19 protein-coding genes and 1 tRNA gene are annotated in these 19,198 nt (G+C 47.5%); 7 read left to right on the top strand and 13 right to left on the bottom strand.

The window, feature by feature from the left end; all coding sequences use genetic code 11:
- Positions 1–2 precede the first annotated feature (2 nt).
- Positions 3–1,148: a DUF819 family protein gene (locus IE181_RS12640; protein WP_191253481.1), complete on the bottom strand. Its 1,146-nt coding sequence runs from the start codon at positions 1,146–1,148 to the stop codon at positions 3–5.
- 29 nt (positions 1,149–1,177) lie between these two features.
- A complete protein-coding gene (locus IE181_RS12645) occupies positions 1,178–1,864 on the bottom strand; it encodes a GntR family transcriptional regulator (RefSeq protein ID WP_191253483.1) in 687 nt (228 codons plus the stop codon).
- A 213-nt stretch (positions 1,865–2,077) separates the two neighbouring features.
- On the opposite strand from IE181_RS12645, the gene IE181_RS12650 reads away from it, so the two are divergent.
- The 3 genes from IE181_RS12650 (at position 2,078) to IE181_RS12660 (ending at position 5,576) form a co-directional block, all read left to right on the top strand.
- Positions 2,078–3,094, top strand: coding sequence for an N-acetyltransferase DgcN family protein (locus IE181_RS12650; protein ID WP_191253485.1), 1,017 nt, complete (start codon positions 2,078–2,080; stop codon positions 3,092–3,094).
- A gap of 1 nt (position 3,095) precedes the next feature.
- Positions 3,096–4,073 (top strand): dipeptide epimerase, encoded by a 978-nt coding sequence (locus IE181_RS12655; protein ID WP_191253486.1) that lies wholly within the window; start codon positions 3,096–3,098, stop codon positions 4,071–4,073.
- A 147-nt stretch (positions 4,074–4,220) separates the two neighbouring features.
- A complete protein-coding gene (locus tag IE181_RS12660) occupies positions 4,221–5,576 on the top strand; it encodes an MFS transporter (RefSeq protein ID WP_191253487.1) in 1,356 nt (451 codons plus the stop codon).
- 147 nt (positions 5,577–5,723) lie between these two features.
- Here the strand turns inward: IE181_RS12660 and IE181_RS12665 are convergent, their stop codons facing one another.
- Together IE181_RS12665 and IE181_RS12670 are read right to left on the bottom strand one after the other, a co-directional pair.
- Positions 5,724–7,277, bottom strand: coding sequence for a leucyl aminopeptidase (locus tag IE181_RS12665; protein WP_191253488.1), 1,554 nt, complete (start codon positions 7,275–7,277; stop codon positions 5,724–5,726).
- Between the two features lie 138 nt (positions 7,278–7,415).
- Positions 7,416–8,147, bottom strand: a complete 732-nt coding sequence (locus IE181_RS12670) for a substrate-binding periplasmic protein (RefSeq protein WP_191253489.1) — start codon at positions 8,145–8,147, stop codon at positions 7,416–7,418.
- A 274-nt stretch (positions 8,148–8,421) separates the two neighbouring features.
- Between IE181_RS12670 and IE181_RS12675 the strand changes: the two genes are divergently transcribed.
- On the top strand, positions 8,422–8,958 hold the full coding sequence (locus tag IE181_RS12675) for a PAS domain-containing protein (RefSeq protein WP_191253490.1): 537 nt from the start codon (positions 8,422–8,424) through the stop codon (positions 8,956–8,958).
- 56 nt (positions 8,959–9,014) lie between these two features.
- Here the strand turns inward: IE181_RS12675 and IE181_RS12680 are convergent, their stop codons facing one another.
- Positions 9,015–9,473 (bottom strand): nuclear transport factor 2 family protein, encoded by a 459-nt coding sequence (locus tag IE181_RS12680; RefSeq protein ID WP_191253491.1) that lies wholly within the window; start codon positions 9,471–9,473, stop codon positions 9,015–9,017.
- 393 nt (positions 9,474–9,866) lie between these two features.
- Between IE181_RS12680 and IE181_RS12685 the strand changes: the two genes are divergently transcribed.
- Complete coding sequence (locus IE181_RS12685) at positions 9,867–10,139, top strand: helix-turn-helix domain-containing protein (protein ID WP_191253492.1); 273 nt, start codon at positions 9,867–9,869, stop codon at positions 10,137–10,139.
- A gap of 87 nt (positions 10,140–10,226) precedes the next feature.
- On the opposite strand, the gene IE181_RS12690 is transcribed toward IE181_RS12685, so the two are convergent.
- Together IE181_RS12690 and IE181_RS12695 are read right to left on the bottom strand one after the other, a co-directional pair.
- Positions 10,227–10,303 (bottom strand) — tRNA-Pro (locus IE181_RS12690).
- 104 nt (positions 10,304–10,407) lie between these two features.
- Positions 10,408–11,976 (bottom strand): Rieske (2Fe-2S) protein, encoded by a 1,569-nt coding sequence (locus IE181_RS12695; protein WP_191253494.1) that lies wholly within the window; start codon positions 11,974–11,976, stop codon positions 10,408–10,410.
- Between the two features lie 199 nt (positions 11,977–12,175).
- Here IE181_RS12695 and IE181_RS12700 point away from each other — a divergent pair, with 199 nt between their 5' ends.
- Positions 12,176–12,799, top strand: coding sequence for a helix-turn-helix transcriptional regulator (locus IE181_RS12700; RefSeq protein WP_191253496.1), 624 nt, complete (start codon positions 12,176–12,178; stop codon positions 12,797–12,799).
- Positions 12,800–12,819: 20 nt separating this feature from the next.
- On the opposite strand, the gene IE181_RS14660 is transcribed toward IE181_RS12700, so the two are convergent.
- From IE181_RS14660 to IE181_RS12725, 5 genes are all read right to left on the bottom strand, one after another.
- Positions 12,820–13,455 carry a MerR family transcriptional regulator gene (locus IE181_RS14660; RefSeq protein ID WP_229819420.1) on the bottom strand — a complete coding sequence of 212 codons (636 nt, stop codon included), beginning with the start codon at positions 13,453–13,455 and terminating at the stop codon, positions 12,820–12,822.
- A gap of 111 nt (positions 13,456–13,566) precedes the next feature.
- A complete protein-coding gene (locus tag IE181_RS12710; protein ID WP_191253498.1) occupies positions 13,567–13,857 on the bottom strand; it encodes an integration host factor subunit alpha in 291 nt (96 codons plus the stop codon).
- 147 nt (positions 13,858–14,004) lie between these two features.
- A complete protein-coding gene (gene plsX, locus IE181_RS12715; protein ID WP_191253500.1) occupies positions 14,005–15,051 on the bottom strand; it encodes a phosphate acyltransferase PlsX in 1,047 nt (348 codons plus the stop codon).
- A 124-nt stretch (positions 15,052–15,175) separates the two neighbouring features.
- Positions 15,176–15,724, bottom strand: coding sequence for a DUF177 domain-containing protein (locus IE181_RS12720; protein WP_191253503.1), 549 nt, complete (start codon positions 15,722–15,724; stop codon positions 15,176–15,178).
- A gap of 18 nt (positions 15,725–15,742) precedes the next feature.
- Positions 15,743–16,294, bottom strand: coding sequence for a ubiquinol-cytochrome C chaperone family protein (locus tag IE181_RS12725; protein ID WP_191253505.1), 552 nt, complete (start codon positions 16,292–16,294; stop codon positions 15,743–15,745).
- Positions 16,295–16,466: 172 nt separating this feature from the next.
- Here IE181_RS12725 and IE181_RS12730 point away from each other — a divergent pair, with 172 nt between their 5' ends.
- Positions 16,467–16,979: an outer membrane protein assembly factor BamE gene (locus IE181_RS12730; protein WP_191253507.1), complete on the top strand. Its 513-nt coding sequence runs from the start codon at positions 16,467–16,469 to the stop codon at positions 16,977–16,979.
- A gap of 78 nt (positions 16,980–17,057) precedes the next feature.
- Here IE181_RS12730 and IE181_RS12735 read toward each other — a convergent pair whose 3' ends face one another.
- Positions 17,058–19,145 (bottom strand): sodium-translocating pyrophosphatase, encoded by a 2,088-nt coding sequence (locus IE181_RS12735; RefSeq protein WP_191253509.1) that lies wholly within the window; start codon positions 19,143–19,145, stop codon positions 17,058–17,060.
- Between the last annotated feature and the right edge of the window lie 53 nt (positions 19,146–19,198).

Genomic DNA, 19,198 nt, shown 5'->3' on the forward strand with positions numbered 1-19,198 from the left:
CCCTACGACAAAAATGAGTATAGCCCCAGCCCGATAAAGTTCGCGATAGTGTAGCCAAGTGTACCGCAAAGAATGGCCGGGGTTATCAAATCACGCCATCCGTTTGCCCCAGCCATAGCCGCAGCCACTGGCGGTCCCAGAACACAAGCATTTGAACCTACCAGCACCTCGGGCAGGTCCAGTTTGAATATGCGGGATAGCACCAACAACACCAAAAGGTGCGTTGCCAGAATTATCACTGCAAAGGCTGCGAGCATAAGTCCACTTTCGACCATTGTTTTAATGTCGACACCCGCACCAATAAGAAAGAAGAACATATACATGACAATCATTCCCAGAGGGAACGCTTCTGTCAGTTGTTCCATTTTCTGATGAAACAAGCTGGCAATCAAAACGATCAACACCGTTGCGATTAATAGCCGGCTTTCATCGTATCCCAACATGCCCGCAATAAGATTACTAAGTGCTACGACTAAAAAGGATAGACCAAGTGCAATCGCTGCCCGCTCTGGCGAGAAGGATTTGGATGGGCCATCAGCAGCATGAATGTCAATGCTGATCGCTGCAGCTTCTTCGGTATCCGGTTTTTTATACTTAAACTGACGAGCAATGAAAGCACTTGAGGGCAAAGCAATAAGCACTGCCAAAAAAGAAACACCTACAACATTGTCAGCGGCCAGACTTGCTGTCAGCAGGCTCGAATCCTGAAAGCCAATCGCTTCTGATACAGCTGCAAAATTCAGGGAACCACCAATATATGTTGCACTAAACACTGCAGCCAACGAAGGTTCAGAGGGGCCTAGAGGCAGCAAATATGCACCGATCAAAGCCCCCAGTGTTGTCCCAAGCGCGCCAAAGAAAAATGCCACAAGAGTTCTGCCGGATTCCGCAAAGATTTTGCGCATGTTGGCGCCAAACAATAATAAAACAATCGCCGTTGGAATGCCGTACGACCAGATCGTGCCGTACGGTTCAGCCGACCGCGGCACAACATTAAAGTTCGCTAAGACCGCACCAACCAGGATAGCTATAATTGGCCCAGACAGTTTCTGACCCAACCCTTTCTTTTCCAGTCTAAACGCAGCGGCGGCAGCCAATAACATAATGGCCCAAAGCATGAAGGAACTGTCCGCAGAAATCAGGGGCATAAAAAAAATAACCTTTCACCGGTCAGGGGTTAGACTTTCAAGTCCTGGGTATAAAATTGCTCATGGGAGAAAACAGCATTGAGAACCCGTTCTTCGGTTTGTCCCAACATGTCCAGGATTGCTTTTTGTGTCAGTGCAGAATCATCCGCACGCATGATGTCAAAAACCGATCGCTGATACTCACTAGAATAAGGAAAACTGCCTTTGATTTTTATATACAGCCAGTAGATACGCATGGCCATATCCTCAAGCTGGCGCACCCAGTCTGACATAAGCGGGTATCCAGAGCCTTCACACATTGCAATATTCATTCGACGATTGGCTTTCAGAATTGCCAAACCAGAAGCTTCGTTCTTCACAGGCAGTAAATCTTCAATCTGAGAATTAAGCGCAATCAATTCTGCATAATCAAGACGTGGGGCGCACAAAGCTATGACATTGGGCAAAAGCATTTTGCGGAGTGCAAAATTCTGTTTTATCTCAATTAATGTAAGGGGCGAGACTTGCGTTACGCGAGGCGAGACATTGATCAAAAATTGCTGCGTCACAAGCCTTTCGATAAGGTTACGGGCAATCGTGCGACTTATTCCGAACGTGTCACTAAGAATATTTTCTGAAACTTTTTGGCTGGGAGCCAGTCTTTGCGTCACGATCGCATCTATAACAATTCTGTATGCTTCATCTGCATCATTAATTACATCACCACTCGACGCCATATATCAGCCTACCTTGTTTTTCATTTGCTACAGTCTAGCGGATTCCCCTCACCATACAAGCATGAATGACCCTATATTGTAAATTAATACAGCCTTATTGTAATTTTAAGCTGTACAAAAGTCATTTCATGTGTAGATTTTCCTGCAAGTATCTCTGTACTATTTATCAGAGCATGCAATTGAAACATCTGTTCGCAATAAGGAACCAATAAAATGACGGCGATTACCCTTACGCCACCGTATCTAATATTCCTTGGTCGGGAAACGCGCGAATCCTATGCCAAGACTGGGGCAGGACTAAACCAGTGGCGTCCAGAGCTGTGCAAAGGTCAAATACGCCTTGAAGGCGGTACAGTTGACCTAGGTTTACCCGAAATGACGCTGGAAGACGCACAAAAGGCCGGCATCAAAACTCTGGTCATTGGAACAGCTGCTGTTGGTGGCAGTATTCCGGATGAATGGGTGGACCTTCTTGTGGAAGCAGCAGAGCGTGGCTTGCATATCGTAGGCGGTGTTCACACACCCCTAAATAACATAGAACGCCTTAAACATGCTGCCACCCTGTCCGGGTCTGAATTGATTGACGTGCGCACGCCTCCTAAGCATCTACCAGTAGGCACAGGCAGGAAAAGAACCGGCAAACGCCTTTTAACCGTTGGTACTGATTGCGCCTTAGGTAAGAAATACACTGCCTTGGCACTTGAACGGGATATGAAAAACGCCGGTATAAACGCAACATTCCGCGCAAGTGGTCAAACCGGCATAATGATTGCTGGCACTGGCTTACCGATTGATTCTGTTGTTGCTGACTTTGTATCCGGTGCTGCAGAACTGCTCTCACCCGACAATACAGACGACCACTGGGATATTATCGAAGGTCAGGGAAGCATCTACCACCCTGGATATGCCAGCGTCAGCATGGGACTATTGATGGGGTCGCAGCCAGATGCATTTGTAGTGTGCACAGAAGCTGGCAGAACTCATATCGAAGGGTGGCCAGATTTTCCACTGCCTACTATTCAGGATGTGATCGACCGGACCATTGACATTGGTAAACAGTTTAATCCTGCCATACACTGTGTTGGCATCAGTGTTAATACCTCTCCACTGCCATCTGCTGAACGACAGCCATACCTTGATCGTTTATCGGCAGAATATGGTCTTCCCTGCGTCGATTCCATTCTGACAGGCACGGACGCCATTGCGAAAAAACTCAAAAAGGAAGGCTAACATGAAAATTACCATTGAAAAGAGAGCTTTCCCACTTGCACAGCCGTTTATCATCACGGGGTACCAGTTTGACGATGTCGATACTGTATGGGTTACATTAGAGGACGGCGGCTTCACCGGACGCGGCGAAGGTGTAGGCATTTATTATGCCGGCGAAAATTCGGACACAATGTACGCGCAACTGGAAGCAATCGTACCAGAGATCGAAAAAGGACTTACCTTTGACAAGGTACAGGCCCTATTGCCCCACGGCGGCGCCCGTAATGCGCTGGATTGCGCGCTATGGGACCTGCAATCTAAAAAGTCCGGAAAGTCTATCTGGCAAATGACCGGTATTACACCTCGGGAAGTGACAACAGTTGCCACCGTCGGCATAGCATCACCAGAAAAAATGGCAGCAGATGCTTTGGCGTTCGCACAGTACCCTAACCTCAAAATCAAACTGAGCGGGGACGACCCCATCCGTCGCATTACTGCTATCCGACAAGCCAGACCAGATGCGAAATTGGTGATTGATGTCAATCAGGGCTGGAATTTTGCTGAACTGCAAGACTATATCCCAGAAATGGCCAAACTTGGGGTTGCCATGATCGAACAACCTCTGCCCCGTGGTATGGATGAAGAACTGGTCGGTTTTACATCACCTGTGCCACTTGGCGGCGACGAAAGCTGCTTGACGCTTGAAGAATATGATCAGTTTGCTGATAGATATGACATCATCAACATCAAGCTTGATAAATGTGGAGGACTAACCGAAGCACTTGCCATCGCGCGCAAAGCACAGGCAGAGAAAAAAGGCCTGATGGTGGGCAATATGACAGGCACATCACTTTCCATGGCGCCTGCCTATGTCATTGCACAATTCTGCGACTTTGTAGACATCGACGGCCCTATACTGCTTAGTCAGGACATTGATAATGCTCTGACGTATAAAGAAGGCGGCATCGTCAGCATCCCTACCCCAGATTTGTGGGGCTAGGCTAAGGCTGATTCATTTCCAATAAATCTTCACAATGCCCCTGACAACAGCGCGGGGGCATTTTTCTTACCGCTTACAAAGATTGACAATAGCGAACAAATATCAGTCAATATAGTCACTTGTACTTGACTGAGGAATTCTTCACACATGCATAACTCACCTTCAGATACCCAGGAAACATCACAACAGAACGAATCCCTACTGAGTATTTGTTCGGAGGTTTCTCCGCTTCTGATCGGCATTATGCTTCTACTGATGGGAGTTGGGCTTCAGGGAACGCTCCTTGGTGTCCGCGCCAACATGGAAGGGTTCACAGTTTTCACGACCGGTATTGTGATGGCCGCCTACTATGTTGGCTTTCTTATTGGTGCAGGTATCGTCCCCGGCTTGATAGGAAGAGTTGGACACGTACGTACCTTTGCGTCCCTCGGCGCAGTGTCTTCTGCAGCCATGCTTTTATACGGCCTGTTTCTAGACCCAATAGCCTGGGCAGGTATTCGTATTGTTGTCGGTTTTTGCTTTTCTGGACTATTCATTGTTGCAGAAAGTTGGCTGAATGACAGAGCGCCGAATACCCTGAGAGGACAGCTTCTGTCTGTCTATGTTGTCGTGCACCTTCTGGGATTGACTATTGGGCAGTATCTACTCGGTGTGTCTGACCCCGAAGGACTTAACCTCTTTATTCTGATTTCTGTTCTGGTCTCCGTTGCCGTTGTGCCCTGTACACTAAGCTCCACGCCTGCCCCCAATGTGGCTGAAATGGTCAAGATGCCAGTACTTTCAATTATTCGTCTATCTCCCCTGGGGGCCTATGTGGTGATCATCAACGGCGTAGTATCTGGCGTTATGTACGGCATGGGGGCGGTTTATGCAGTCGAGATAGGCTTATCAACGCTGAAAATTTCCAGCTTTATAGCCTCTTATGTTCTGGGAGGAACTTTACTTCAATGGCCGCTAGGCTGGCTGTCAGACCGCGTTAATCGCCGCGGTATGATTGTCGTCTTAACCCTTATCAGTATTCTTGCAGCATGCGCAGTTGCATGGGTCAGCCCTTTGAACAAAGGTGCCCTTTTGTTTGCCTCCATATTTATCCTGGGTGGCACATCAATGCCGCTTTATTCTCTGGGTGTTTCACTTGTGAATGACCGTCTGGATCTTGACCAAATGGTAGGGGCAAGCGGTGCCCTTGTGTTCCTGTTTGGCCTTGGTGCTGCGGCTGGTCCGTTTGCCGCCTCCATACTAATGGCCACCTTGGGGACATATGGCCTATTTTATGGTGTTTCCGTCGTGATCTCCTCTGTTCTGATTGTAGCCTTCTGGAGAATTCTGCTGTCCAAGGCACCAAGTGTGGATGTGGAAGATCAACGAAACTATTTCCATATCGCACCGCGTGGCTCAGGCGTAGCACTCGCTGTAACAATGGATGACATTGTACAAGCCGAAGAAGAAAAGCAGGAGCAAGAAGATGATGAGGCTTCTGAAGAACGAAATAATGACCGCTAGACCTTAATCGCGGTGATATTGGAATTGCAGTGCCTCGCTAAATCCATTTCGTCGTCGTACAAACAGAAAAGCCCGGCAACTTTCATTGCCGGGCTTGGGATTTTCTGAAACCTTTTAGGTAGCTTTGGGACTTAATCCCTACCGCTATTATTTACCTTCAAAGTGTTCCTTGATGTAGGCATTCAACAGACGAATGCCGTATGCCCGTGAACCCGGCGATGCCTTGGTCGCGGAAGGCTTATCAGAATATGCGATGCCTGCAATATCCAGATGCACCCAATTCGTTGTATCGCGCACGAAGGTTCCGATAAAGGCAGCACCTGCGCTTGCACCCGGTGCATCAGGACCGGAATTCATAACATCAGCGACATTATTTTCGATCGCTTTGAAATGATTTTCATTCAGGGGCAGATGCCAGACTTCATCACCTGTTTCCTTACCAGCGGCTGTGAACTTCTCAATCAAATCATCATGACGAGAGAAAACAGCAGCGTAATCCGAGCCAAGAGCACGAGATGCAGAGCCTGTCAGAGTTGCCAGATCAACAAGCAGAGGCGGGTTGTATGTTGTGTCACCATAATAAATGCCATCAGCAAGTACCAAACGGCCTTCCGCATCAGTAGAGCGAATTTGAATGGTCTTTCCTGACATTGACGTCACAACATCGCCTGGGCGCTGGGCATTACCACCCGGCATATTTTCTGCAAGTGCTGCTATACCTACAACATTCACTTTTGCACCGCGGCCAGCCAAAGCATGCACAGTCCCCATTGCACTGGCAGCACCGGACATGTCGAATTTCATATTCCACATGTTTGGGGGGTTCTTCATGCTGATACCACCCGTATCAAAAGTGATGCCTTTACCGGCAATAACAACAGGATTGTCACCCTTGTTACCACCCATATATTCAACGATCATCATGCGCGGAGGACGCTTACTGCCACGGCCTACACCGTACAGAGCCCCCATACCAAGCTCTTGCATTTCTTTTTCATCAATGACCTTGATCTTGATATTATCCATGCCTTTGAAGTGCTCAGTCCAGCGTTCTACGAATGACTCTGGATAAATTACGTTGGAAGGCTCATTGGAAATGTCGCGCGTGTACCACATTGCATTGGCAACGGGGTCCAGTTCTGCTTCATACAAGCGTTCAGCCTGATCACTTTGACCTGTCACGATTTCAAGTTCATCCTGACTGCGGTGACGGCTGTCATCAGTGTAATATTTATCGAAATAGTAGCTACCTAATTTGGCGCCAAATGCGATATTGGCAGATGCATCCTCTGAAACATCAAAGATCATGGCTGGTGCAGATTTGAACGCGCTTACTGCTTTCTGAACTGCATTGCCACCGATTTTCTGCCACTGCAGTGCCGATACATCTGCCCCCTTTGCACCAAGACCAACCAACAAAATCTGCTCGTACCCTGCGCCAACCGGTGCCGGTACGACCTTTGTCGTCATCACCTTGCCGTCAAACCCTGATGCAGAAATAGCATGACTTAATCCTTTATTGGATTTGCTGTCGATTGACGCACCATACTGTCCAAGCTCCCCGCCCTCATAGACGCCGATAACAATATTACCGTTTTCCGGAGCCTGATTTGTGAAGTTGACCGCAGTTTGCGCCAAAGCTGTTGCTGAAAGTACCGCAGACATAGCAATACCCGTCAACAATGAAACCGTTTTTTTCATTCTTGTCCTCTGATAATTTGTCGTTAAAAACAAAAGGGATAATGTCCCAAAGAGAAGGATCGCGTCAAGAAAGACTCGACTGATCAGAGGACGATTTTTCTGATTGTCTTCTTACTCTGCATTCGACCTTGAGAGAAATCACTCAGTAGACGTAGGCATTAATTCCTTTATTCGGCCCGACATTTGTAATTTCCGTAGCCCCGCATCCAGCTTTTCTAACAAATACTCAGCATCGGGATGTAAACGGCTAAATGCGACGTAGATATCACTGTGCTGACCATCAAACGCACGTTTAATTATCCCGGTGGTGTTTGACTTTTCCAACTGAATTGCAGCGATAGCATCAAACAAAATAGCCGCATCAATGCGTCCACGCTCTAGCATTAAAATTAAATTTTCCTGCCGGTTCACCCGAATTTTTTGTACGTTAGAATTCTGCAGAATGAAGGGACCATATTCGTAGCCCAGGATCATACCGATCATTTCGCCATTTTGAAGCTGATCATAAGCAGAGACAGTCAGTGGACGATCAACATGATGATAATAAGCGGTTTTGGCACGAAAAAGCTTCTCCCTGCCAAACAAATACTTACTTTCAGTAGATGGCTCCCGTGTCACATTAAATAGACCAACCAGATCGCCCGTCTCGACCAGCCGCAGCAACCGCGCGTAAGGGCCTACCTTAAAAGCCACCTGCACCCCTTCAGCACGGAATGCCTCTTTGACTATTGTATTGGAAATACCTGTTCCGTCAGGATTGGAGAATGGAGACCAGCTATCTTCTGCACCCAGCTCATAGACCATTTGCTCAGATTTGGGCGATGGCACCTCGTCAGACGCACGAACACTATTCGTTAATTGTACAGTCAACAGTACAATCAGTAATATTGCGTACGGTCGCGAATAAATCCCAATTAATGTCACCAGACAGCCTTTGGTACTCAAATCTCATACAATGGTAGCTAAAAAGCACCGTTCACCCTAGAATAATTTGACCTAGATCAACATTAAAAAGCATTTTACTACAGTAATTACTTTAGTAACAACGTTCATATCTTCAATTCTTGTTATATGTTTAGATTCTATAGTATGAAGGGGACGTTACAGGCTGATAGAGTTTCTGTCAGCCAGGGGGAAGGCCAAAATGGACTCGTTTAAAACACTCTATGATCAGGATGCTTTAACGCAGGAAGCGACGCAAGGCTATGCGATCCCGGAGAGTGAACTTGACCAACATCCTGAGTTAAAAACTTTGCATGCTTTATGGTACTCAAAGTCACAAAATGGCTCTATTCCAAGTCGTAAAGACTTCTCCATGACTGACCTAAAGCCGATTTTACAAAACATATTTATTTATGAACTACTCTATGAAGGTGCGGAGATAGTTAACCTTAAAGTGGCCCTAATAGGAACATTCCTGACATTGCAATACGGTGAATTCACCGGCAAAAAGCTATCTGATTATCCTGACACAGACATTGTAAAAAGGGTCTTTGAATTCTCCCGACAGTGTAGTCTGGCACGAAAACCCTTATGCTTTAAGGTAGAGATGTTTTCTGCAGGTCGTCCTTATGTCTCTGCAGAGACTATCTATTGTCCCTTGTCTTCAGACGGCGACAAAGTTGATAAGATTATCGGCTTCTCATCCTTTAAAAACCTTGCCGAAAAGAAAATCATGTAATGAAACCTGCTGCACCCCACCTTAAAGAAGCATGAAAAAAGCAGCCTAATGAATTGTTATTTATATAGTATTTTAGAATCATGAAAAGAAGACCGTTTCCACGTCTGCTCAAGACGCACCCAAGTCTCAGTGGTGCGTAAACGTCGTCTGGAAATTTCACCATCTGCTTCTGTATGCACAGTAATAACCTGCGACACGATTACGACGTTTTCTAAGGGCCTTACAATTTTTCTATCCGTGATATCATATACAAGAACCTTGAGAATACCGTCGGCAAGCTGACGGGATCGTGACCTGTTCCACGCCAACCAATCTTCTACCGGAACAATCCCGCCATCTGAATTCGTATGGAGATAGTCATCTGCAAGAAGGGCCTCTAGCGTTTCAACATCCCCTGCCTTGTAGGCGCTTTGAAACTGATCAACCGCTGCCAATATATCAGACTGCGTTCCCTGTGCAGAAACAGCCGTCACTGCCAAAAAAGTACACCAACATAGAAATACAAGCTTCTTCATGAATATCCTCCCCCTCGCCTGTCTTCATGACGGAATATGCTAGGCAACTATGGCCACGAGAAGGCGCTGACATGCGCCCTTACCCAACTCAACAAACTCGCTATAAATAAAATGTAAAGCAGGCATGACCAAACTATTTAAGCATGCCTGTTTTCTTTCACAGCTCTCACTCTGGGCTAATTTCTGCTTCAAAACTTTCAATCAGTCACAGATATTCATGAAACTCATATCAACCAATCAGGTTGGAACTCATAGGCTCCTAAAGGAGATAACTCAGCTTTCTATGACAATGTCATGTAAGAGAGCAACTATAATGATTTATTACACCACCTTGAATACGCTAGGGTTAAGGTTAGATAACAAACATTTCACTTAAATGAAGGGATATGTGAGATGACTGGCGAAGACAAGCATCCTGATTACTGGACCCCTACATACCTAAAAGCTTGGCGTACTGAATCAATATCTCAATTGGCTAACGTTCGGAAACTAACGCAAAATGAAGCAGCTAATTTGCTCGGCATCAGCCGAAAGCAGTACAACGAACTGGAAAACGGAAAAACAAGAATTGACCGCCGCACCAGTATGGCATGCCTCTATCTTGCGAATATTGCCGAAAACAGCCCGGAATACCTGAGAAAACTGCTATTCAAAGATCAACTATAGACCTTCGCATGCACCCCAATTACCCCTAAAAGAAAATCAAATCAGGGACAGAAAAAGAAAAAGCCCCTGCTAAAGCAGGGGCTTAATTGGTCGGGAAGACAGGATTTGAACCTGCGACCCCTACACCCCCAGTGTAGTGCGCTACCAGGCTGCGCTACTTCCCGACAATCTATTCCGCCTGTGGCAATGGGGGCAACCACAAGCGGAGCGGACTATAGCCGCGGCTACTATGGGGCGCAAGCTGAAACATGCGCGGTTTCTGTTTTTTCTAGCCTTCCCGTGCCACGGTTGCTCTGGCCTGATTAACAGTCCGTGCGGTGTGATGCTGCCTTGCCGGTATTGATAGATACCGGTTTAGCGCGGCAACAACTACCCTCCCCGTCTCCGCACTGACAGACGGCAACAGCCGCTTCACAGCCATAATCGATTTAAGTCGGTGGACACTGTATATATACGCCCCCGCATCCATATCGAACAGAGCCTCTGTGACATGATCTAAATACAGGTCTGCGTCCGCAACCACATAGTCTTCATAAGAAGCGTTCGGATCAATAAAGCTACTGTTACGACCAACAAAGCAGCCGAGTTGTAAATTCAGGGAATGCCACAGCTCGGGTCGTTTTTTCGCATGGATATACCCCGCCTCTGCAAATGTCAGGGCGTGGGTAAAATCAAGAAAACCAATGTTCTGCCCGACAGGATTATCTGTCCGGTGCTGAATTTCCTCTTTAAACCGCAATAACTGCAAAGCAGCCGCGTGAAGAAGTGTCTCCCATACTTGCTGGGGCGGTTCAATAGCCCCTGCGGTGACACGGTGTAGCTCGCGTACACTGTATGTGCTCAATGTCTCAGGGCCAGGAAGTGCCCCAATAGTCTCGGCCTCAGTCGTATGCAAATGAATACGGAAAGATTTAAACTCAGGAATTAAATCTTCCCGCGCTGACAGAACAAAATACCGACTAAGCTGGATCATTAAGTCTTTCTCGGCACCTGCACCCAGCCTATCCACTAACTCACGTGCCTTCTGCAGAAAAATAACCGGATGTCCAAATCCCGCATAATGAGAATAGACAAAGTCCTGAAAGACTGGTTCCAAATCCCGAAACCCAAGCCCTGAGGCCACCGCACCGCGGACCATGCGAACTGCCTTCTGCTGATCCATTTGTTCAAGGGCATCCAGAAACTTTTCTCTATCCCAAGGCATGGTGCCTTCAGGAACCGGAGAAAACGGGGAGAAGCGACAATCCCACGAGAAAATCGCATAAGCTTCCAGTCTGGCATGCAGGGCCTTATCAGGGTAAGCATCAGCGAGGGTCAGCCAATCTGCTAAGCCAGCATGTGCATGACCGAAACCTCTTTCCAGTCGGTCCACTGACCATGCGAGAATATCAAGCGTTGTTCGATTACCATCACCCCCAGCTTTTTCCTGGCGGGCAAGGCCGCGCGCAAGCCGTTCGTAATCATACTCATCGACCGCCTCGCGGATATCTTTGTCAGCCCGCTCCAACTGCTTCTCTACAGGGTCCGGGCTTATATCTACCAGAATATCATCACCCTTGATCAGAACAGGGAACACTTTAACCGCATCCCTGCCCTGCACTGCTTCGCCTGTTTCCAGGTCAAATGTCCAACCGTGCCAATTACAAGCCAACTGGCACTTTTCGTTCAGAGTGCCTTCAATAAGCGGAAAACCTTCATGCGGGCACCTGTTAGATACAGCACGCACCCCCGACTTCGTTTGGAACAAGGCTACCTGAACTCCGTCTATTTTCCGGAGAAGGCGTCCGGTTTTCTGCAGTTCTGTTATGGATGTCGCTTTTGTCCAGATATGTGTCATTGCTGCCGCTCCTCGCTGATTGTTTATTCTGTGACTCGGTTAACACCTCTGAACGTATCCTACCGTATTCAATCCACGCTAAATCCTGACCCATGGGGCTGTCCTTTTTTATAAAGTTATTACTATATTTATTAATATAAGACGCCCTTGAATAAATCAAGTATTTTGTTTATATATTATTCAAGGAGTAATTAACCCAATGACAACACGTGAAAAAATTCTCTTTGAATTAAAAAAATATGGTGTCCAGACATCGCAGCAAATAGCCGAAACCCTGGGAATGACCAATATGGGGGCACGACAACACTTGCTATCGATGGAAGAAGAAGGCGTCGTAGTTTGCTGCCAAATGTCGGCATCAGGGCGCGGTAGACCCAGCAAAGGTTGGGAGCTTACTCAAAAGGCTGACATTTTTTTCCCGGATGCACACAGGGACCTAAGCCTTGATATCCTTGAGGGTGTTAAAACACTGTTTGGGCAAGAAGGCCTGGACAAACTGATTGATCAGCGCAGCGAAACCCAGCGCAAAGTCTATGAGAAAGAATTGTCTCAGGAAACATCATTAGGGGATCGGTTGGATGCCTTATCGACCGTACGGTCAAAAGAGGGCTACATGGCTGAAAAAATTGAAACAGATGACGGGTATCTGTTCATAGAAAACCACTGCCCCATCTGCGAGGCCGCCAAGGTATGTACCGGCCTGTGCAACAAGGAGTTAGAAATATTCAAGTCTTTGTTTCAGGGTATCGCGGACGTTGAACGTACCGAGCATAAAGTCAGTGGCGCGAGACGCTGTGCCTACAAAGTATCCCCTAAATCATAATAAGCAAAAATCACAGTTACTTAGGTCAGTTCTGAACGGATAGAGCGCAATTCTTTCAATAGATCGCTTAACTCTTTTTTCTTTTCCTGTGATGCAGAATCCTGTGACGGAGACTCCTGAGAATACTGACCCGCAACGTCCTGCGCTATACCGTGCTCAGTAACCGAAGGTGCTGGCGCTAAAGTATCTTCGTGACGGCTGCCATAGGTATGCGCTGATTGAACGGTCGGAGATTCCAAAATTTGCTTTTTGCCAACAGCCTCACCCCCCGGGCTGTAATTCGCCTCCATCAGGGACGGCGCAGCCTTGACACCCTGCACTCTCTTCAACGCATCGGCATCCAGCGGTTCATCCAGTGCCTGTGCAATTGTCGCCTTCAAGCCTTGTTCCTTGAACAATTTCTGCACTCCACGGATCGTATACCCCTCTCCGTGCAACAAATGCTTGATCGCCACCAAAAGACGAACATCCTCAGGGCGATAATAGCGCCGGTTACCACCGCGCTTTAAAGGCCTTACCTGACTGAATTTGCTTTCCCAGAAACGAAGGACGTGCTGCGGCAAGTCTAACTGATCCGCAACTTCTGATATGGTGCGGAATGCTTCTCGCGCCTTGCCTGAGCGATCAGTCGCTTGTGTGTCGCTTTGGTCTGACACCCTATTATCCTGCCTAATACTTGAAACTCTGAACGCTCATCCTGATATCAGAAATTGCCAGCCTGCCTGCCGCCAACAAGAGCACTCTAAACCACCAATCACCAAGACATCCTAGTTATTGATACGGTCTTTCATGACTTGGCTTGGACGGAAAACAAGAACCCGGCGTGGGTCGATAGGAACTTCTTCGCCAGTCTTTGGGTTGCGGCCTGTACGACCATTTTTATGGCGAACAAGAAAGCTGCCAAATGAAGAAATTTTTACATTTTCACCATCTACCAGACGATCTGCAATTGTACCCAGAACAGATTCTACCAGCTCTGATGACTCATTACGAGACAAGCCTACAGCTTCGTAAACAGCTTCGGTCAGATCAGCACGCGTAAGCGTTTTGTTGGACATCTTAATTCCCTTCTAAAGAATAGCTGACTTCCTTTGTTAAAATTTATAACAACCGGAAGAAAGAGTCAAACACCAACACTGCATTGCCCTGATATTGCAATGACTTATAGTTTACTTTTTAAGTATGACACTAATTCATAAGGGGAATTAGCTATCGTCCCCACACTCTTGGCCCACCTCGGTAGTTTGTGCCAACTCTTCTGAGATTAGACGAATCAGATCATTTTTAGCCATATCAATCGCCGTGGAGATAGCCGTCGCAAAGCCGTTAGCATTTGCGCCGCCATGACTTTTAACAACCAGTCCATTAAGTCCAAGGAACACACCTCCATTGTGATTGTTGGGGTCCATATGGCTTCTAAGCGACTGCAGACCACGTTTGGCAAACAGGTATCCGATTTTTGTGGAAGTACTGCTGGTAAAGGCACGCGTCAACAGTTCACTCACCAGCCGCGCCGTACCTTCTGCTGTTTTCAAAGCGATGTTTCCGGTGAAGCCGTCTGTTACCACAACGTCTACATCACCTGCACCAATTGCATTACCTTCAACGAAACCGCTAAACTCCAGATGCAGATGCTCTTCCGCCTTCAGTATTTCCGCTGCCTGACGGATATTCTCTTTACCCTTCAGGTCTTCAACACCGACATTCAGGAGACCAACCGTAGGCCTGCTAAGCCCCAGCACGGTCCGGACATATGCGGCCCCCATAATGGCAAACTGCACCAGATTATGAGCGTCGCATTCGATATTCGCGCCCAGATCCAGCATAACACTCTCGCCGCGCAGTGTCGGCATAGGAGAAATCAGCGCAGGGCGCTCAATCCCGGGCATAGTTCTGAGGATAAACTTTGCCAGCGCCATCTGAGCGCCTGTATTCCCGGCGGAAATGGCTACGTGAGCTTTTTTGTCTTTTACCGCCTGAATAGCCAACCCCATTGAAGACTGACGTCCACGGCGCAAGGCCTGCGAAGGTTTATCATCTGCGGAGACAATTTCACTTGTGTGAATAATTTCCACACTGTTTTCAAGGTTAGAGTGCTGCGCAACGAGAGGACCGATAATTGCCTCATCCCCAAAGGCCAAAAACCGAGTGTCAGGGTATAATGTACGCGCCTGAGACATTCCCTCGATCACCACCTTAGGCGCGTTGTCTCCCCCCATTGCGTCTATTGCAATTATTATATTTTTTGACACAAAATCATTCCATTCAAGATAGTAACCCTTTGAGTATACGGGCTAAAATCGGAGTATAATCTTACCTGAGCCTAATTCTCAAGCGTCCCAATTACTGTAAAACATAAAGATTTTACAAAAAGCTTCAAGTTTTGTTATGCAGATTCTTAAGCGCCGCGAATGGGTTAGGCTTACCTTCAGCCTCTTCATTCACTGATAATCCTGCAATATCTGCCGCGCTAATCTCAACGCCCTCTGCCCTTGGATATGGTTCCATTGTTACTGCAAGGGTCTGTACGATCACTTCCCCCAGGTCAACATCATCACCTTCAAGGACATCATATTCCGGTGCATCCGGGTCCATATATGCTTCTTCGGCATCCAGGACTTCGACTTCATTTGCGGGTAACAGCAACAGCGAAAATGGACTATCCACAGTTTCCTGGACAGGATCACCCGTAGCCACACATTCCTGTGTTAACCGGCTCTTGATCTCGCCGCTGATTTCGATTCCCTTGCTGTTCTTCACCGCGGACACAGATGCAGTAGCTTCAAGACTTTCAATATCGACAATTAGCAACCGGTCCTTAATCGCATTCAAATCTTCTGGTTTGGCGGTAATGTGAAAGTTCTCCGGCTTCGAAGTTACCTCAGAAGCACGAATAACTTTTGAAAAACTATATGTATCAGACATCGCTGTGATCCCCTTTATCTATGCTTCTTTGCCAAGTAAATTTTCAACTGATGGCATATCCAGATTTTCCACCAGCAGATCTTCTTTGGTCTTTGATTGTAACCAGCTATCAAGGTTCATCATATAGACAACCATCATGCCAGCGGAATGTTCTTCGGCATCACGGTATAGATTTCTAATCAGAGCGGCTTCGAGTTGTGCCTCTTTGTCCGCTGCGTCCAATGCTTTCCCGTAAGCATCGATCCGTCCAAGCAGCCCGGCTCCAAGTTTCTTGACCTGTTTACCAACCCCCATGTCACCGACACCTATTTCACGAATAGCTCTGTCCATATCTGCAATGATTGCTTCCATCATCATTTGCCGGATATCCTGTGTTTCAGGACCTTCCCTTTCCAGCCTGCGCAGGAACAGAAACATATGCAGCACAATCATATCGAAACGGCCATCCAACGTGTCACATACGTGATACGTCTCATAAAAAACCGCCTCTCTGGATTGCTCAACCAGTCTGGTATATAGGCTGTAGGCTAAAACCTTGTTATGAGATGACTTGAAAAGCCATTTAAACATTCTTTGTCCTTTTATTGCCCAAATTTTCTGTCAGTATCAGCCAAATTGACAAAATAGCATAGAAACATAAAGTATATGCCAATTGAGCCCTTGACCTTTCGTCATTTGGCTGGCTCTATCACTTTCAAAGATTCTATGCAATGAAGAAGACAAATACGGAAGAAAGTTGCGCATGACATTTTTAAGTAAAAAAACCGGAATAACCAAAAAAGCTGGGATCGCTCTCTGCATCGCGTCCACACTTTTGGTAGCCGGATGTGGAAACACCAGAATGGTGCGTGGCTATGTGTTTGACAAAGAACTAGCGGACGCCATTCAGCCCGGTGTTGACAATAGACAGTCTGTGATCGGCACACTTGGTGGCCCTACTATGCGTGCGTCTTTCAACGATAACATCTGGTATTATGTTTCTACCACTGTGCGCGTGCGTCCCGTTTTCTGGCCAGATGCAAAAGAACACCGCGTTCTAGCCATCAGCTTTAATGATAGCGGTATTGTTGATGATGTTCGTAACTATGACATGAATGACAGACGCGTTGTTAATCCTGTGGGCGACAAAACACCTACCCGTGGCCGCGAAATGAATGTGTTCCAGCAAATCTTCATGAATGTTGGTCGCTTTTCTGGTTCTGCGCCTGTTGGTTCCGGCGGTGTCGGTCCAAATGGTGGTGGCCCGAACGGCTAAGCCACCCTACCAGTCAGATACAAAAAGCCCCGGCTGTACCGGGGCTTTTCTCTTTTTGCCATAATTCCAAATTGTGCCCTAGCTATGCGCCAACATCGCCAGTAACAGCAGTGCGACAATATTTGTGATCTTAATCATCGGATTCACTGCCGGGCCTGCCGTGTCCTTATAAGGATCACCAACAGTATCGCCCGTAACCGCTGCCTTATGAGCTTCGGATCCTTTACCTCCGTGGTTGCCATCTTCGATATATTTCTTGGCATTATCCCACGCACCACCACCGGCAGTCATAGACAAAGCAACAAACAGTCCGCCCACAATGACACCTAATAGCAAGGCACCAACGGCTGCAAATGCCTGTCCCTGCCCGGCAATGGCATTGATAATGAAATAAGTCACAATCGGCGCAGCCACTGGTAACAGAGACGGTACAACCATTTCCTTGATTGCCGTTTTGGTCAACATATCAACTGACCGTGCATAATCTGGCTTGGACGTTCCTGCCATAATCCCAGGATCTGCTTTAAACTGTGCCCGTACTTCTTCTACAACTTCACCACCTGCACGGCCTACCGCGGTCATACCAAGTGCACCGAACAAATACGGCAATAAAGCACCCAGCAGCAAACCAACAACTACATACGGGTTAGAAAGCTCGAAATTCACATCCACATCCGGGAAGTAAATATTCAGGTCTGCCGTATAGGCCCCAAAAAGCACAAGCGCCGCAAGCGCTGCCGAGCCAATTGCGTACCCTTTGGTCACCGCTTTTGTTGTGTTACCCACAGCATCTAGCGCGTCTGTCCGGCCACGGACCTCATCGTCCAGACCCGCCATTTCAGCAATGCCACCGGCATTATCTGTCACAGGCCCATATGCATCAAGCGCAACCACCATTCCGGCAAGAGCAAGCATGGCAGTAGCAGCAAAACCAAGCCCCAGAACACCCGCAGTTGAATAGGCGACAATGATGCCAGCACAAATCACAATTGTAGGCAAAGCTGTTGCCTCCATTGAAATGGCTAGCCCCTGGATTACGTTAGTACCGTGACCAGTTTCGGACGCTTTTGCGATCGACCGAACAGGACGAAACTCTGTGCTTGTATAATATTCCGTCAACCAGATTATCAGCCCGGTTACTACAAGGCCAACAATGCCGCATATATACAGCGACATACCTGTGATGGATGAAGACCCGGCAGTATAGACTGTCGCCATATCACCCAGTGCCCACTGCATCGCAAAATACATTGCCCCTGCACTAAGCACAGCCGTAAGGATAAAGCCTTTATACAGGGCCCCCATAATGGAATTATTGCTGCCCAAGCGAACTGCAAATGTACCAATGATAGACGCGATAATACACACACCGCCAATGATCAACGGCAACTGCATAATATCACCAGCACCATTTGCGACAAACAGCGCCGTCAGCACCATAGTAGCGCCGATGGTCACTACATACGTTTCAAAAAGGTCCGCAGCCATCCCCGCACAGTCACCGACATTATCGCCAACATTGTCAGCAATCACAGCCGGATTACGTGGATCATCCTCCGGGATACCCGCTTCGACCTTGCCCACAAGGTCAGCACCAACATCCGCACCTTTGGTGAATATGCCACCACCCAAACGCGCGAAGATAGAAATCAGTGATGCCCCAAAACCCAAGGCAACAAGTGCATCAATTACGGTGCGGTCACTGGATGCAAAACCCAGATGCCCTATAAGTACCGTATAATAGCCAGCAACCGCCAAAAGCGCGAGCCCCGCCACCAGCATGCCTGTTACCGCACCGGATTGAAACGCGATCGTCAACCCAGCCTGCAGGCTTGTACGGGCAGCCTCTGTCGTTCTGACATTAGCCTTAACGCTGATCAGCATACCAATGTAACCAGCAACGCCGGAAAGAACGGCACCAATAACAAATCCAATCGCTGGATACATGCCCAGAGCAACGAAAAGCGCTACTGCAACAACGACACCAACAACAGCAATTGTTTTATATTGTCTGTTTAAATAAGCCTGAGCTCCTTCCTGGATAGCCCCGGCGATTTCTTGCATTTTCTCACTACCTGCACTCGCAGACAGAATTCTTGCACGCGTAACTACGCCATAGACCACGGCCAAGAGACCACAAGCTATGGATACATATAGTACTTCCATGGATTCCCCCTTAAAAGGTATATTTACCTTAACAAGGGCCGGCAACAGCCGTA

Source organism: Kordiimonas sediminis (assembly GCF_014656395.1).
Classification (GTDB): domain Bacteria; phylum Pseudomonadota; class Alphaproteobacteria; order Sphingomonadales; family Kordiimonadaceae; genus Kordiimonas_A; species Kordiimonas_A sediminis.